General features: G+C 72.1%; 12 protein-coding genes. 6 read left to right on the top strand and 6 right to left on the bottom strand.

What is annotated here, in order from left to right; all coding sequences use genetic code 11:
- Positions 1-9: 9 nt before the first annotated feature.
- Genes FJK98_RS14495 through FJK98_RS14510 form a run of 4 tightly spaced genes read left to right on the top strand, consistent with a single transcriptional unit; the run spans position 10 to position 3,619 of the window.
- Positions 10-876 carry an ABC transporter permease gene (locus tag FJK98_RS14495; protein ID WP_205789452.1) on the top strand — a complete coding sequence of 289 codons (867 nt, stop codon included), beginning with the start codon at positions 10-12 and terminating at the stop codon, positions 874-876.
- 32 nt (positions 877-908) lie between these two features.
- Positions 909-1,955 (top strand): glycine betaine ABC transporter substrate-binding protein, encoded by a 1,047-nt coding sequence (locus tag FJK98_RS14500; protein ID WP_145919486.1) that lies wholly within the window; start codon positions 909-911, stop codon positions 1,953-1,955.
- Complete coding sequence (locus tag FJK98_RS14505) at positions 1,939-2,727, top strand: ABC transporter ATP-binding protein (protein ID WP_145919487.1); 789 nt, start codon at positions 1,939-1,941, stop codon at positions 2,725-2,727. Before FJK98_RS14500 ends, FJK98_RS14505 begins: the two co-directional genes overlap by 17 nt.
- A gap of 13 nt (positions 2,728-2,740) precedes the next feature.
- On the top strand, positions 2,741-3,619 hold the full coding sequence (locus FJK98_RS14510) for a TauD/TfdA family dioxygenase (protein ID WP_145919488.1): 879 nt from the start codon (positions 2,741-2,743) through the stop codon (positions 3,617-3,619).
- 70 nt (positions 3,620-3,689) lie between these two features.
- Here FJK98_RS14510 and FJK98_RS14515 read toward each other — a convergent pair whose 3' ends face one another.
- Positions 3,690-4,061 carry a MerR family transcriptional regulator gene (locus FJK98_RS14515; RefSeq protein ID WP_145919489.1) on the bottom strand — a complete coding sequence of 124 codons (372 nt, stop codon included), beginning with the start codon at positions 4,059-4,061 and terminating at the stop codon, positions 3,690-3,692.
- 111 nt (positions 4,062-4,172) lie between these two features.
- Between FJK98_RS14515 and FJK98_RS14520 the strand changes: the two genes are divergently transcribed.
- The gene (locus FJK98_RS14520; RefSeq protein WP_145919490.1) at positions 4,173-5,312 is read left to right on the top strand and encodes an alkene reductase; all 1,140 of its coding nucleotides are present in this window, start codon (positions 4,173-4,175) and stop codon (positions 5,310-5,312) included.
- A 16-nt stretch (positions 5,313-5,328) separates the two neighbouring features.
- Here the strand turns inward: FJK98_RS14520 and FJK98_RS14525 are convergent, their stop codons facing one another.
- From FJK98_RS14525 to FJK98_RS14535, 3 genes are all read right to left on the bottom strand, one after another.
- The gene (locus FJK98_RS14525) at positions 5,329-5,700 is read right to left on the bottom strand and encodes a helix-turn-helix transcriptional regulator (protein WP_088647720.1); all 372 of its coding nucleotides are present in this window, start codon (positions 5,698-5,700) and stop codon (positions 5,329-5,331) included.
- Between the two features lie 215 nt (positions 5,701-5,915).
- A complete protein-coding gene (locus FJK98_RS14530) occupies positions 5,916-7,229 on the bottom strand; it encodes a cellulose binding domain-containing protein (RefSeq protein WP_145919491.1) in 1,314 nt (437 codons plus the stop codon).
- Positions 7,230-7,556: 327 nt separating this feature from the next.
- Entirely contained in the window at positions 7,557-9,143 is a 1,587-nt protein-coding gene (locus FJK98_RS14535) for a cellulose binding domain-containing protein (RefSeq protein WP_145919492.1), read from the bottom strand.
- A gap of 152 nt (positions 9,144-9,295) precedes the next feature.
- Between FJK98_RS14535 and FJK98_RS14540 the strand changes: the two genes are divergently transcribed.
- The gene (locus FJK98_RS14540) at positions 9,296-10,186 is read left to right on the top strand and encodes an SGNH/GDSL hydrolase family protein (protein ID WP_145919493.1); all 891 of its coding nucleotides are present in this window, start codon (positions 9,296-9,298) and stop codon (positions 10,184-10,186) included.
- Between the two features lie 94 nt (positions 10,187-10,280).
- Here FJK98_RS14540 and FJK98_RS14545 read toward each other — a convergent pair whose 3' ends face one another.
- The gene (locus FJK98_RS14545) at positions 10,281-11,945 is read right to left on the bottom strand and encodes a cellulose binding domain-containing protein (RefSeq protein WP_228544095.1); all 1,665 of its coding nucleotides are present in this window, start codon (positions 11,943-11,945) and stop codon (positions 10,281-10,283) included.
- 118 nt (positions 11,946-12,063) lie between these two features.
- Complete coding sequence (locus tag FJK98_RS14550) at positions 12,064-14,913, bottom strand: glycoside hydrolase N-terminal domain-containing protein (protein ID WP_145919494.1); 2,850 nt, start codon at positions 14,911-14,913, stop codon at positions 12,064-12,066.
- Positions 14,914-15,005 lie beyond the last annotated feature (92 nt).

The raw sequence follows: 15,005 nt of genomic DNA on the forward strand, positions 1-15,005 counted from the left end.
GGAGAGATCGTGACCACCGTCCAGGCCCCCCAGAGCACGAGCGTCACCGCCGGCAGCCCACCGTCGGGGCGTGCCGCCCACCCACCCCGGCGGGGCCCCCTGCTGCGGCGCGTCCTCCTGCGCGCCGTCGCGTTGCTGGCCCTGCTCGCGCTCTGGCAGGCCCTCGCCGTGCTGGTGGAGAACCCGACGTTCATCCCGTCACCGGGCGCCGTCTGGGGCCGCCTCGTGCAGACCTCCGGCACCCACGACGGTGTCCGGGGCTACAGCGGCCATCTGCTGATCGAACACCTCGGGGTGAGCCTGCGCCGGATCCTCGTCGGTGCGGTCGTGGGCGTGCTGGCCGGTCTCCTGCTCGGCCTGCTGATGGGCACCGTCACCTGGGTCCGGGTGGCCACCGAACCCGCGGTCACCTTCGTCCGGGCGCTGCCACCCCTGGCGTACTTCAGCCTGCTCATCATCTGGTTCGGCATCGACGAGACGCCGAAGCTGTGGCTGCTGGCGATCGCCGCGCTGCCCCCGGTCGCGGTCGCCACCGCGTCGGCGGTCCACGCCGCACCGGTCACCCTGGTCGAGGCGGCCCGCGCCCTGGGCGGCAGCCGGTGGCAGGTCACCCGGGACGTGGTACTGCCGCACGCGTTGCCGGAGATCTTCACCGGGGTCCGGCTCGCCGTCGGCATCGCGTACTCGTCGGTCGTCGCGGCCGAGACCATCAACGGCGTACCGGGCATCGGGGGCATGGTCCGCGACGCCCAGCGTTACTCGCAGACCGACGTGGTGGTGCTCGGCCTGTTCGCCATCGGTCTGTCCGGCCTGCTCATCGACGCGCTGCTGCGCGCCGCCGAGGACCGGCTCGTTCCCTGGCGCGGTCAAGGGTGACCCCGCCGTCAGCTGTCAAGAATGGACGCCCCGTGCATCGACCTGTCACCCGTATCCTCGCCACCGCCGTCGCGGCGCTCACCACCGTTTCGCTCGCGGCCTGCGGTGACGGCGCCGCCAGCGGCGGCGGTGACCCGCAGCGCAAGAGCATCCGGATCGCCTACCAGGCGTTCCCCAGCGGCGACCTGATCGTCAAGAACCAGCGGCTGCTGGAGCAGGCGCTTCCCGACTACACCATCACCTGGACCAAGTTCGACTCCGGTGCGAGCATCAACACCGCCTTCGCCGCGAACAGCGTGGACATCGCCGCGATCGGCTCCAGCCCGGTCGCGCGGGGGCTGTCCGCTCCGCTGAACCTGCCGTACAAGGTGGCCTTCGTGCTCGACGTCGCCGGGGACAACGAGGCGTTGGTGGCCCGTACCGCCGGCAACGTCACCACCGTCGCCGGGCTGCGCGGCAAGAAGATCGGCACGCCGTTCGCGTCGACCGCGCACTTCAGCCTCCTCGCCGCGCTCGACCGGGCCGGGGTGAAGGAATCCGAGGTCACCCTGGTCGACCTGGAACCACAGGACATCCTCGCCGCCTGGAGCCGGGGCGACCTGGACGCCGCCTACACCTGGCTGCCGTCCCTGGACGAGCTGAAGAAGACCGGGAAGGTGCTCGTCACCAGCCGCGAACTTGCCGCCGCGGGCAAGCCCACCCTGGACCTCGGGGTGGTCTCCACCGCGTTCGCCGATGCCCACCCCGCCGCGGTCGACGCCTGGCGCAGGGCCGAGGCCCAGGCGCTCGACCTCATCGCCACCGACCCGACCGCCGCCGCGACCGCCGTCGGCAGGGAGCTGAACCTGAGCGCCGCCGACGCCGGACGCCAGCTGAGCCAGGGTGTGTTCCTGAAGCCGGCCGACCAGTCCGGCCCGCAGTGGCTGGGCACGGCGGACAAGGTCGGCGCGCTCGCCGACAACCTGCACGCCGCGGCGGTGTTCCTCAAGGACCAGAAGAAGATCGACGCCGTACCCGAGCCGTCGGTGTTCGCCGCGGCCATCTACACCAGGGGTCTGCCGGATGCCCTCAAGCCCTGACGCGGCGGTCGACGTCCGCGACGTCACCCACGTCTACCGGACGGGGGCCGGGACGGTCACCGCGCTGGGCCCGCTCGACCTGCACGTGACGCCGGGAACCTTCCTCGTCCTGGTCGGCGCGTCCGGCTGCGGCAAGACCACCCTGTTGCGCCTGATCGCCGGCTTCGAGGCGCCGACCAGCGGCACGGTGACCGCCGCCGGAGCGACCCCGGTGCCCGGCCGTAACGCCGGCCTGGTGTTCCAGCAGCCGAGGCTCCTGCCGTGGGCGACGGTCGGTGGCAACGTCGGGCTCGGCCTGCGGTACGCCGGCGTGCCCCGGGCCGAGCGGGCCCGCCGGGTCGCCGACCTGCTGGACCGGGTCGGGCTGCCGAACGTCGCCCACCGCCGGACCTGGCAGCTGTCCGGTGGCCAGCAGCAGCGGGTCGCCATCGCCCGGGCGTTGGCCGTGCAGAACCCGTTGCTGCTGCTCGACGAACCGTTCGCCGCCCTCGACGCGTTGACCCGGGAACGGTTGCAGGAGGATCTGCGCCAGGTCAGCGCCGAGACCGGCCGGACCTGTGTGTTCGTCACCCACAGCGTGGACGAGGCGGTGTTCCTCGGCAGCCGGGTCGTCGTGCTGACCGACCGCCCCGGACGGATCGCCCTCGACCTGCCGGTCGACCTCCCACGCAGCGGTGTCGGGCCCGACGAGTTACGGGGCGCACCGGAGTACGCGGCGCTGCGCACGACGATCGGTCACGCCCTACGGGCCGCCGCGACCCGAACCGGATGAGAGGACGACACGGATGACCGACACACTGGTGGAGTTGGCCCTGACGCCGCTCGGACCGCACTTCGCCGCCCGGGTGGCCGGGCTCGACCTCGACCGGGCCACCGACGGGGAACTCGCCGCCGTACGCGCGGCACTGGTGGCGTACAAGGTGCTGTTCTTCCCGGACCAGCGGCTCGACGACGACGGCCAGGTACGGCTGGGCCGTCGACTCGGCGAGCTGACCGCCTCCCACCCGGTCGTCGGCGGGGTGGACGAGGCGCACCCGGAGGTGTACGCGTTGGACAGCGCCGACAACGGTTTCGCCGACGTCTGGCACACGGATGTCACCTTCGTCGCCCGGCCGCCCCTCGGTTCGATCCTGCGGGCGGTCACCCTGCCGCCCAGTGGCGGTGACACCACCTGGGCGGACAGCCAGCTCGCCTACGACTCGCTCGCCGAACCCGTACGCGCGATGGTGGACCGGCTGGTCGCCGTCCACGACGGCAACCGGGAGTTCGGCTACTACCTGGCGCACCGTCGCGGCGGTCGGGGCAGTGTGTGGGAGGACGAGGTGGTGACCCGGCTCGACCCGGTGGAGCATCCGGTGGTGCGGGTCCACCCGGAGACCGGCCGGCGCGGCATCTTCGTCAACCCGGGCTTCACGTCACACGTCGTCGGTGTGTCGGAGGCGGAGAGCCGGGCCATCCTGGACCTGCTCTACGCCCACCTCACCAAGCCGGAGCACCTGGTCCGGCACCGGTGGCGGCCGGGTGACGTGGTGATGTGGGACAACCGCAGCACCGCGCACTACGCGAACCGTGACTACGGCACCGCCCGGCGGATCGTGCACCGGATCACCCTGCGCGGGGACCGTCCCCGGGGGCCCGGCGATCCGTGGCGTCCGGCGGCCTGAGCGGCGTCACCGAACGGTCCGGGTGGGTCGGGCACCGCCGCCGGCCACCCGGACCGTCGGCTGCACGACGTCACCGGCGGACGGCGGGCTTCGGGTGGTGTCGACGGTTGGCGGCGATGAGGTCGTCGAGGGAGTCGCGGGCCCGGGAGAGTTCCTCGATGTGCGCGGTGATCTGTTCCCGTTCCCGCAGCATCCGCTCCCACGCCTCGTCGGAGGTCTGCTCACCGGGGGAGTCGACGCACGGCAGCAGCTCGGCGATGGTCCGGCTGGACAGGCCCGCAGTGTACAGCCGCTGGATGAAGCGCACCCGCTCCACCACCTCCGCGCCGTAGCGCCGTTGACCGCTGGGGCTGCGGGTGCTGGTCAACAGTCGCTGTTCCTCGTAGTAGCGCAGCGACCGGACGCTCACCCCGGCCTGCGCCGCCACCTCACCGATCCGCACCGGATCTCCCGTCGCCACGCTTGCCTCTGACGTCAGTGTCAGGTTCTAGCGTATCGGTACGCCCCGGTCCACGGGCGCGACCGCCGCATCACCCACGGAAGGCGCTGCGACATGGACACCCTCTTCGACCCGCATCCGCTCGGCGAACTGGTCCTGCCCAACCGGGTGGTGATGGCCCCGATGACCCGGGTCCGCGCCACCCCCGACGGCCTGGCGACACCGTCCATGGCGACGTACTACGCCCAACGCGCGACCGCCGGGCTGATCGTGAGCGAGGGCATCCAACCCAACCGGGTCGGACAGTCCAACCCGGGAACGCCCGGCCTGCACACCGACGAGCAGGTCCGCTCCTGGCGGCCGGTGACCGACGCGGTGCACGTCAACGGCGGGCGCATCTTCGCCCAACTCATGCACGGTGGCCGGGTGTCGCACCCCGGGACGACCGGCATGCAGCCCGTCGGCCCGTCCGCCGTACCCGCTGTCGGTGCGGTGTTCACCCCCACCGGGCCGCAACCGGCCCCGGTGCCCCGGGCGCTCGCCGCCGGCGAGGTGCCGGAACAGGCCCGGTCGTACGCGCTGGCGGCGCGCCGCGCCATCGAGGCCGGCTTCGACGGGGTGGAGTTGCACGGCGCGAACGGTTACCTCATCTCCCAGTTCCTGTCGAGCAACGCCAACCTGCGGACCGACGCCTACGGCGGATCGGTGACCAACCGGATCCGGTTCGCCGTCGAGGCCGTGGCCGCCACGGTCGACGCGGTGGGCGGTCACCGGACCGGGATCCGTCTCTCCCCCGGGGCCGGTTTCTGGGGTGCCGAGGAAACCGACGTCCCCGAGTTGTACGCCGCGCTCCTCGCCGAACTCGCCACCGTCGGTCCCGTGTACGTCCACCTCGAAGCCACCGCCGATGATGAGGTTCTGCGGGGACTGCGTGCGGTGTGGCCGGGCACGCTCGTCATGAATCCGGTCGTCCCGATGGGCCGGCGGCAGACGGACCGGGCTGCGGCCGACCGCTGGCTGGGCTGGGGTGCCGACCTGATCAGCTTCGGCCGCGCCTATCTCGCCAACCCCGATCTGGTCGAGCGGCTCCGTCAGGGTCTGCCCATGGCGGTGCACGACGAGGCGACCTGGTACGCCGGCGGCGACACCGGCTACCTCACCTATCCGACGTTCCGCCACCCCGGCGCGGCGGCGGTGCCGACCGTCCCGGACAGCACCGCGGCCCCGGCGCCGGCCGGCGTCGACCGGGCGTGAGCGGGGAGCGCCGCCGTCAGCGGGTCTTCTTGGTCGCCCGCTTGCGGGGCGGGGTCAACAGGTCGGCGATCGCGGCGATGGTGGACGGCACCGTGCGGTAGTACGCCCAGACCCCCCGCTTCTCGCGTTCGATCAGCCCGGCCTCGGTGAGGATCCGCAGGTGGTGGCTCACCGTCGGCTGGGACAGGCCGAGCGGCGCGGTGAGGTCGGTGACGGACGCCTCGCCCTGCGGGGCGGACTGGATGAGGCTGAGCAGTCGTAGGCGGGCCGGGTCGGCGAATGCCTTCAGCACCCCCGCCAGCCGTTCCGCATCGGCACGTTTGATCGGCTCACCGGTCAACGGTGAGACAGCAGGCGTATTCGTTTTCGCAGCTCCCACGTCCGCCATCATGGCAGCCGGAGTCAGCTCGGACCGGGGGATCGCCGATCGGCCGCGACGAATTTGGCGGATCGGGTGACAGCGAGCGGCGCGTCGGCCGACCCGCCGTCGCGGCCAGGGGGACGAGCCGCAGCCGGTGGGCGGGGGGTGCTCCCGCCCACCGGCTGCGGGTTCCCCGCCGTGCCGCCGGGGTTACGTGACCGACCCGGCCGTGGCCGGTGGGGTCAGCGGGCGGTGCAGGTGGGGGTGAGCCCGGACCCGCTGCCGTTGCCCTGGAAACCGAACTCGGTGACCTGACCGGGGGCGAGCTGACCGTTGTAGTTGACGTTGGTGAAGCGGACCGTCCCGGTGCTGCCGCTGGCGGTGGCGTTCCAGGTGTTGGTGACGCTCGCGCCGCCGGGCAGGGTGGTGCCGACCGTCCAGCCGGTGGTGCCGGCGGACCCGGCGGTCACCCGCAAGGAGGCGGTGAAGCCGCCGTTCCACTGGTTGACCGACACGGTCGCGGTGCATCCGCCACCGCCGGGCGGCGGCGTGGTCGGGGTCGCCGGGGGCGTGGTGGGCGTCGCTGGCGGGGTGGTGGTGGGTGGCGGGGTCGTGGGTGGCGTGGTGCCGTCGAACTGGGTGAAGAAGTTCCACACCACGGGCCGGGTCCAGGACTTCTCGCCGGGGGCGTACACGTCGGCGGTGCCGTCCACGGCGTTGGGGGCGTGCCCGCCGTCGAACGGCGCCCAGGCGACCGGGTAGCCCGCCCGGCAGCCCGAGTAGTAGGTGACGGTGTGGGTCAGGCTGCCCTGCGCCGGCTCCGGGGGGTTCTGCGGGGTGCACCCGTTGTTGCGCACGAACCGGTCGCGCAGCGACCGCCCGGTCGCGATGGGGAGCACGTTGTCCCGCAGGCCGTGGATGCCGATGTACGCGATCGGCTGGGTGCCGCCGTTGCAGCCGCTGAGCTGCCCGCCGGAGTAGACGGCGACCGCGCGGAAGGCCGAGGCGCGGGCGCAGGCGATGGCGTAGCTCATCCCGCCGCCGTAGCTGAACCCCATGGCGAAGCGCTGGGTGGTCTCGACGCACAGGTCCGACTCGATCTGCCGCATCATGTCGTCGACGAAGGTCAGGTCCCGGTCGCCGGTGTTGGCCCAGCCGTTGCCGATGCCCTGCGGGGCGACGAAGATCGCGCTGTTGTTCGCCAGGGCGCGGATGCCGTAGTAGGACCAGGGGTATCCGCTGGTGCCGCCCGAGTCGACCTCGGTGGCGGTGCCGCCGTTCCAGTGGAACGCGAAGATCAGCCGGTAGGGGCGGTTGCGGTCGTAGTTGTCGGGGATCCGCAGGATGAAGGTGCGGTTCTGACCGCCGCTGGAGATGGTGCGGGTGCCGCTGGTCAGCGTCGGCGTCTTGCCGCATCCGGCGGTCGCCGCGAGCGGGCCGGCGTCCTTGGCCCAGGCGGCCGGGCCGGCCCCGGCGGTGATCGCGGCGCCGCCCAGCGCGAGGGCGAGCGTCGCCACTCCCGCGACGACGCCGGCCACGAGTCGGTGTCTCGACATCAACGGATCTCCTTCGACATCAGCGTGGTGGTGGGGCGCGGCCGGCCCGCCCGACTCCGAGGGCGGGGCGACCCCGGTGGTGATCCCGGCCGTGCCGGTGGCGGCCACCGGAGCGGGACAGGCGATCACATTCATCGATGATTACGAACGTAATCCGTATGACGTATGATGTCAACAAACGCGCGGTCGGCGGTGCGTCACGGAGGGGGTCCGTGCCGTGCCGGTCCGGCCAGGGGATGCGCCGGGGTGCTCGACCACAGGGGCCGGCGACGCGGATCTTTCCGGGTCGCCGGCCCCTGTGCCGTGTGCCCGCCCGGCGTCAGCGGTTCACCAGGTCAACGGCAGGGTGTTGACGAACCGGGTGAGCGCGCCGGCGAGGAGCTGGTCGTCGCGGCGGGAGGGGTGCCAGTCGCAACCGAGCTTGTCGAGCCCCAGCGCGTTGTCGTCGTAGTAGAGCGAACGGATCCGGGTGTCGCCCCGGCCGGCGCGGGTCTGCACGATCTGCTGCACCGAGCTGGCCAGCGCGGTGGTGGGGGACAGGTCGGGGTAGGTGAGCACGATGAACGTGTCGGGCCCGTACCGGCTGCGCAGCTTGTCGAGGAAGGCCAGGTAGGCACTGCGGAAGTCGGCCGCGAGCTGGTCGACGGTGGCCCACCGCTCACCGGGGTTGAGGGCGGTGGAGAAGTCGTTGATGCCCAGCCCGACCACCACCAGTTGCGGCTTCCAGGTGCCCGGGTTCTGCCACACCGTGCTGTTCCACAGCGCCTGCAGGTCGGTCTCGTAGTAGGTGCGGAAGTTGTCGGTGCCGCCACCGTTGTAGTTGCGCACCATGCCGAGGCCGGACCAGGCGACGAGCTGGTAGTCGGCGTTCAGGCTCTGCGCGGTGAGGGCGCCGAAGGTGACGTCGGCGTTGGAGTTGCGGGTGACCCCGCCGTTGCCGGAACAGTCGCGGGTGGTCGACATGTTGCCGTAGCCGGCGGTCCACGAGTCGCCGATGAACTCGATCTGCCGGCTGCGCGGGGCGGGCCGGGTCAGGATCGCCCCACCGGCGGCGGGGACGAGCCCACCGAACTCGCCGACGGCCCACGGGCTCTCGGTGCGCTTGACCAATCGTACGGTGTGCTCACGGTCGGCCAGGCCGCGGACCCAGTAGGTGGTCCGGCCCGGCGTGACCAGGGTGGCGACGGTCGCGCCGTCGACCTGCACGAGGTAGTCGTTCTGGGAGTCGTTGAGGACGACCCCGACCCCGGTGCCCCGGAACCGGCCCTCGAAGTAGATGCCGGGCCAGGTGTACTGCGCGCTGCTGCCGACCGCCCTGACCCGTCCCACCGTCGTCGTCTGGTCGAGCGCCCCGGTCCCCGGCGGCGGCGTGGTCGGCGGTGGGGTGGTGGGCGGCGGCGTCGTGGGCGGCGGCGTGGTCGTGGGCGGCGTGGTCGGTGGTGCGCTGGTCGGCGGCGGCGTGGTGGTCGGTGGCGCGGTGGGTCCGGTGGTACGGCCGGTGCACGGCACCCCGTTGAGGGCGAAGTCGACAGGCACCGGGTTGGATGAGTTGTTCCACGTCGCGCCGAAGCCGAACTGGGCGCCCGCCCCGGTGCCGAGGCTGCCGTTCCAGTCGACGTTGCCGACGGTGACCCGGCCGGCGGACTGGGTCACCGTGCCGTTCCACCACTGGCTGACCACCTGCCCGGCGGTGAAGGTCCAGGTGAGCCGCCAGCCGGTGAGCGGATCGCCGAGGTTGGTGACGTCGACGCTCGCGCCGAATCCGCCCGGCCACTGGCTCGTCACCGTGTAGGTGACCCGGCACCCGGCCGCCGCCTGGGCGGGGACGGTGCCGGCGAGCGCGGCGGTGACGACGACGGTGGTGGCGGCGCACAGTGACACCGCCAGTCTGAACCGGGAACGCGTGGGTCCCATGGATGATCCTCCCGTACGGGTGGGGCGACGACTGTCGCCGGGCCCCGGGCGTGCACCCGAGGGCAATTTAGTGAGAGCTGTCTATATTGACGTCCGGCGTCGAAGGGCGCAGGATCGCGGCACCACCCCCGTGCTCCGCCCTGGGAGGCGTCATGCCCCGTTCCCGCCGGCCGCTGCTGCGGACCGCCACCCGGATGCTCGCGCTCGCCGCCGCCACCGCCGGTGTGCTGTCCACCGCCGCACCCGCCAGCGCCGCCGTCCCCACCGGACGCTACGTCGCACTCGGCGACTCGTACACGTCCGGTCCGTTGATCCCGACCCAGGTCGACCTGAACTGCCTGCGCTCCAACCGCAACTACCCGTCCCTGGTCGCCGCGTCCGCCGGCTCGTCGCCGTTGGTCGACGTGAGCTGCTCCGGGGCCACCACGGACGACATCCGCTACGGCGGCAGCGGCTCGCTGGGTAGCCCGCTGCCCCCGCAGCTCGACGCGGTAACCGCGAACACCGCCCTGGTGACGGTGCAGATCGGCGGCAACGACATCGGCTTCTCCAGCATCATCAGCGACTGCGCGCAGGCGAGCTTCAGCAGCCCGCTCGGCTCCCCGTGCAAGAACCTCTACACGGCCGGCGGCACCGACCAGTTGCAGGCCCGGATCACCGCCACCGCCCCGAAGGTCGCCGCCGTGCTCCAGGCGGTCCGCCGGGCCGCGCCCGGGGCGCGGATCGTGGTGCTCGGCTACCCGGCGATCGTGCCGGACTCCGGGTACGGCTGCTGGCCGCTGGTCCCGATCGCCTACCAGGACGTGCCGTACCTGCGGGGGGTCGCCAAGTCGCTCAACGCGATGCTGGCCGGCGCCGCCGCGGCGAACGACGCGGTCTACGCCGACGTCTACACCCCGTCGATCGGGCGGGACACCTGCAAGAGCAGCGGCACCCGGTGGGTGGAGGGCCTGGTGCCGGAGAACGCGGCGGCGCCCTTCCACCCCAACGCCCGGGGCGAGCAGGGCATGGCCACCGCCGTGCTGGCCACCCTGAACAACTGAGCCGACCAGCCGTGGCGGGGGACCCCCGGTCATGTCGCGTCCCGATGCCGGGCCGAGGTCATGACCGGGGGTCCTGTCGTCTCCGTGGGGCCGGTCAGGCCACGGTGCAGGTCTGGCCGTTGAGGGTGAACGCGGTCGGTTTGGCGTTGCTGCCGGACCAACTGGAGATGAACCCGAAGCCCACGCTGCCACCGGGGCTGAGCAGGCCGTTCCAGCCGGCGCTGCTGGCGGTGACCTGCGCGCCGTTCTGGGTGTAGGTGACCCCCCACGACTGGTTGAGCTGCTGTCCGTTGGCGAACGACCAGCGCAGGCTCCAGCCGTTGACCGCCGTGGTGCCGGTGTTGCGGATCGTCACCTCGGCCTGGAACCCGTCCGGCCACTGGCTGGTGATCGCGTAGCTGACCTGGCAGGAGATGGTCGCCGGCGGCGGGGTGGTCGGGGCCGGGGTGGTCGACGTGGGCGTCGGGGTCGGCGGGGTGGTGGTCGGCGTCGGGGTGGGGGTGCTGGTCGCGCCGCTGACCCGGTAGACGACGGTCCCGTGGCCCGGCACGCTGGCCGAGATGGCGCCGGAGGTGGTGCTGGTCGTGTTGGTCCATGCGTCACGCAGCGTGAACGAGCCGCCCGACAGCCCGATCGCGGCGGCGGTGGTGTTGATGGTGGTGGTGCCCGTCCCCTGGTTGAACAGGGCGACGGCGACGTCGCCGTTGGCGAGTCGCTTGGCCAGCACGCGGCGGGTGCCGTCGAAGGAGACCTGGCTGGCCTGGAGGGCGAGGGGGTCCTGGCTGATGCCGATGAGGTTGGCGTTCTTGAGGATGGTCTGGGTTGCGGTGTTCATGTTGCGGAGGTCGTTGCCGGCGATGAGGGGGGAGGCCATGATGGCCCACATCGCGAAGTGGGAGCGCATCTCGGTGTCGGTCATGCCGCCGCGGCCGACCTCCATCATGTCCATGTCGTTGAAGGCGCCGGGTTTGGCGCGGGCGGCGAGGGGGATGGTGACGTCGAGGATGTTCTGGATGCCCATGGGGTAGCCGTTGGTCTGGCCGCTGTTCCAGGTGTTGGTGATGTCTTCGGTGGTGCGCCACATGTTGGAGACGTCGCCCCAGTCGCGTTGGGGTCCGGTCTTGGAGTGGATGCTGTTGGAGTTGATGCTCAGGACGATGGGTCGGCCGGCGGCGGCGAGGCCGTCGCGCATCTTGGCGAAGGCACGCACCTGGTCGTCGATGGTGCCGGTGGGTGAGCACCAGTCGTATTTGAGGTAGTCGACGCCCCAGGCGGCGAACTGGCGGGCGTCCTGCGCTTCGCGTCCCTGGCTGCCGGTGGCGCCGGGGTAGGAGTTGAAGTACTGGGCGCAGGTCTTGTCGAGGGGCGCCTGGTAGATGCCGAACTTGAGTCCTCGGGAGTGGATGTAGTCGCCGAGGGCTTTCATGCCGGAGGGGAAGCGGGTGGGGTCGCCTTGGAGGTTGCCGGCGGAGTCGCGGTTGGGGTTCATCCAGCAGTCGTCGACGACGACGTACTGGTAGCCGGCGTCCTTCATGCCGGAACTGACCATCGCGTCGGTCATCTGCCGGATCAGCGCCTCGCTGATGTTGCAGCCGAAGGTGTTCCAGCTGTTCCAGCCCATCGGCGGCGTCCGCGCCACACCGTTGTCCAGGGCCAGCGCCGGGGAGGTCCGCAGCACCACCGCCGGGCCCGCCACCAGCAGGAGCCCCGCCGCCAGGGCGGTCAGCAGGCGACGCCTACGGGTCGTCGGTCGTCTCATGTTCTCGTCCGTCCTTCCACCGTGGTGGATCGTGGGTGTCGACAGGGAGGCGCGACGCGCGCCGCCACCTCGGCCGGCCCGGGGGCGCGGCGAGGCGGCGACGCGTGTCGCGCGTCGGTCAGCTCGTGGTGCAGGTGAGGTTCGTCGGCGCGTTGTTGGTGCCGTTCACCGTGCCGATGAAGCCGAACGTGGTGGAGGCGCCGGCGGCCAGCGTCCCGTTGTAGTCGACGTTCTTCACCGTCACGTTCGCGCCGCTCTGGGTGTGCGAGCCGCCCCAGATCTGACTGATGGTCTGCCCGTTGGGGAACGTCCAGGACACCGTCCAACCCCGGATCGCGGTCGCGCCGGCGGTCACCGTGACCTCGGCCTGGAAGCCACCCGACCAGGAGCCCGTCACCGCGTACGTCGCCCGGGCCCCCGAGGGGGCGGGCGAGCTGGTGGTCGGGACCGGCGTGGTCGGGACCGGGGTCGTCGGCGCCGGGGTGGTCGGGGTCGGCGTGGGGGTGGCGGTGGGCGTGACGGTCGGCGTCGGGGTCGGCGTCACGCCCGGCCGGGCCGCCCGGTAGGTGTGCCCGGCGCGGACGGTGAACTGGACGACGTCGGTCTCCGGGCGGGTGGTGGCCGGTGCGCTGCCGTCGGCGACGTCGGTGAGGGTGAAGCTGCCGGTGAACAGCCGGGACCGCACCCGCAGCGTGCCGTCGCGGTCGGCGCGGATGCCGATCTCGTCGGGCTGGCCGCTGCTCCACGCCACCCCCACGGTGTAGCCGCCGCGCCCGCGCAGGCCGGCGACCTGCCCGGTGGGCCACGCGCTGGGCAGCGCGGGCAACACGTTCAGCTCGCCGGTGTGGCTGTGCAACAGCATCTCGGCGATGCCGGAGGTGGCGCCGAAGTTGCCGTCGATCTGGAACGGCGGGTGCAGGTCGAACATGTTCGGCGCGAGCCGGTCGGTGCGGACCAGGTCCTTGAACAGCTTGTGGGCGCGGGCACCGTCCTCCAGCCGGGCCCAGAAATTGATCTTCCAGGCGAGGGACCAACCGGTGCCGTCGTCACCCCGCAGCTCCAGGGTCTTGCGGGCGGCCTCGTACAGCGCCGGGGTGCCCCGCTTGGTGATCTGGTTGCTGGGGTGCAGGCCGTACAGGTGGGAGACGTGCCGGTGGTTCCGCTCGGTCTCCACCCAGTCGGCCAGCCACTCCTGCACGTTGCCCCGGGAGCCGACCCGGGTCGGGGGGAGCCGGTCCCTGGCGGTACGCACCTGCGACCGGAACGTGGTGTCCACGCCGAGCGTCTCGCTGGCGCGGGCGGTGGCGTCGAACAGGTCCCGCAGGATCTGGTTGTCCATCGTCGGCCCGGCGCAGACGCTGGCGTTGGAGTGGTGCGGCAGCTCCGGGGAGTTCGACGGGTTCGTCACCAGGTAGCCCAGCGAGGGGTGGGCGACAAGCGTGTCGAGGAAGAACTGGGCGGCGCCCTTGAGCGCCGGGTAGTTCGCCTGGAGGAAGCCCAGGTCGCCGGTGAACAGGTAGTGGTCCCAGATCAGCGTGCCCAGCCACGCGCCACCGGTCTGCCACATGCCCCACAGCGCACCGTCCACCACCGACGCGCCCCGCCAGGCGTCGGTGTTGTGGTGGGTGACCCAGCCGCCCGCGCCGTACTGCGCCTGGGCGACCCGGGCCCCGGTCACCGTCAGATCCTTGACCATGTCGAACACCGGCAGGAAACACTCGGACAGGTTGGTGGTGTCGGCCGGCCAGTAGTTCATCGGCAGGTTGGCGTTGATGGTGTACTTCGAGTCCCACGACGGCGTCAGCGAGTCGTTCCAGATGCCCTGGAGGTTCGCCGGCTGGGTGCCCGGTCGCGAGGACGAGATCAGCAGGTACCGCCCGAACTGGAACAGCAGCGCGGCGAACTGCGGGTCGTTGCTGCTCGCGTGCTGCGCGATCCGTACGTCGGTGGGCTGGTCGGCGGCGGCCGTACGACCCAGGTTGATGCTCACCCGGTTGAACAGCGCCTGGTAGTCGGCCAGGTGCCGGCTGCGCAACTGCTCGACGGCCACGCTCTTGGCGGCGTTGAGCCGGCTGCGGGCGATGCCCTGGTAGTCGCCGTTGACGGTGCGGTAGTTGACGTAGCTGGAGCCGATCGAGATCAGGATGGTGACGCTGGTGGCCCCGGACACCCGCAGGGTGCCGCCGGAGCTGCTGACCGTGCCCCCGGTCGCGGCGGCGTTGGCCAGGGCCAGGAACCGGACCGAGCCGGTGACCCCCTCCTGGCTGCCGGAGATGCCGTCCAGCCCGATGGTGGCGGCGTCCGGGCTCGACACGGTGGTGCGCTGCGGGCTGTCGAAGGTGGCGGAGAAGGTGATCGCGTTGGCCCGGTCGGCGGTCAACCGGACCACGATCACCTGGTCGGCCGCGCTGGCGAACACCTCCCGCTGGTGCCGCACGCCGTTGAGCAGGTAGGTCGTGGTGACCGTGGCGGTGGTGAGGTCGAGGGTCCGGACGTACTGGCTGGCCCCGCTGGCCGAGCCGAAGGCCAGCCGCAGGTTGCCCACCGTCTGGTACGCGAGCTGACCGCCCGGGTTGCCCATCATCGTCTGGTTGATCAGGTCCTGCGCCGAGGTCCACTGGTCGGCGAAGACCCGCCGCCGGACCTCGGCCAGGTTGGCCGCGCCCCGGGTGTTGGCCGAGTCGTACGGGCCGCCGGCCCAGACGGTGTCCTCGTTGAGCTGGAGCCGTTCGGTGTCGACGTTGCCGAACACCATCGCCCCGAGCCGTCCGTTGCCGATCGGCAGCGCGCGCAGCCAGTCGGTGCCGGCCCCTTCGTCGTACCACAGGGCGAGGTCGTTCGCGGCCAGCACCTGCGGCGGTGCGGCCGAGCCGGCGCGGGCGGTGGCGGTCCAGGCGACCGGGACCAGCGCGGCGCCGGCCCCCACCGCCCCGGCCTTGAGGACGTTCCTTCGGGTCACTTCAGACATGTTCTCTCCCAGGGGTGCGGGTCAGAGCCGGGTGCGGGTGGGGGAGGGCGGCGCGGGTGACCGTCGTGGACCCGGTGCTGGGGCGCGGTCGA

The organism is Micromonospora sp. HM134 (genome assembly GCF_007833915.1).
Taxonomy (GTDB): domain Bacteria; phylum Actinomycetota; class Actinomycetes; order Mycobacteriales; family Micromonosporaceae; genus Micromonospora; species Micromonospora wenchangensis.

What these genes read in the sequence shown, in the direction of transcription:
- FJK98_RS14505 (WP_145919487.1), top strand. Translation starts at nt 1,939, where the DNA reads ATGCCCTCAAGCCCTGACGCGGCGGTCGACGTCCGCGACGTCACCCAC.
- FJK98_RS14510 (WP_145919488.1), top strand. Translation starts at nt 2,741, where the DNA reads ATGACCGACACACTGGTGGAGTTGGCCCTGACGCCGCTCGGACCGCAC.
- FJK98_RS14520 (WP_145919490.1), top strand. Translation starts at nt 4,173, where the DNA reads ATGGACACCCTCTTCGACCCGCATCCGCTCGGCGAACTGGTCCTGCCC.
- FJK98_RS14525 (WP_088647720.1), bottom strand. Translation starts at nt 5,700, where the DNA reads ATGGCGGACGTGGGAGCTGCGAAAACGAATACGCCTGCTGTCTCACCG.
- FJK98_RS14530 (WP_145919491.1), bottom strand. Translation starts at nt 7,229, where the DNA reads ATGTCGAGACACCGACTCGTGGCCGGCGTCGTCGCGGGAGTGGCGACG.
- FJK98_RS14535 (WP_145919492.1), bottom strand. Translation starts at nt 9,143, where the DNA reads ATGGGACCCACGCGTTCCCGGTTCAGACTGGCGGTGTCACTGTGCGCC.
- FJK98_RS14540 (WP_145919493.1), top strand. Translation starts at nt 9,296, where the DNA reads ATGCCCCGTTCCCGCCGGCCGCTGCTGCGGACCGCCACCCGGATGCTC.
- FJK98_RS14545 (WP_228544095.1), bottom strand. Translation starts at nt 11,945, where the DNA reads ATGAGACGACCGACGACCCGTAGGCGTCGCCTGCTGACCGCCCTGGCG.
- FJK98_RS14550 (WP_145919494.1), bottom strand. Translation starts at nt 14,913, where the DNA reads ATGTCTGAAGTGACCCGAAGGAACGTCCTCAAGGCCGGGGCGGTGGGG.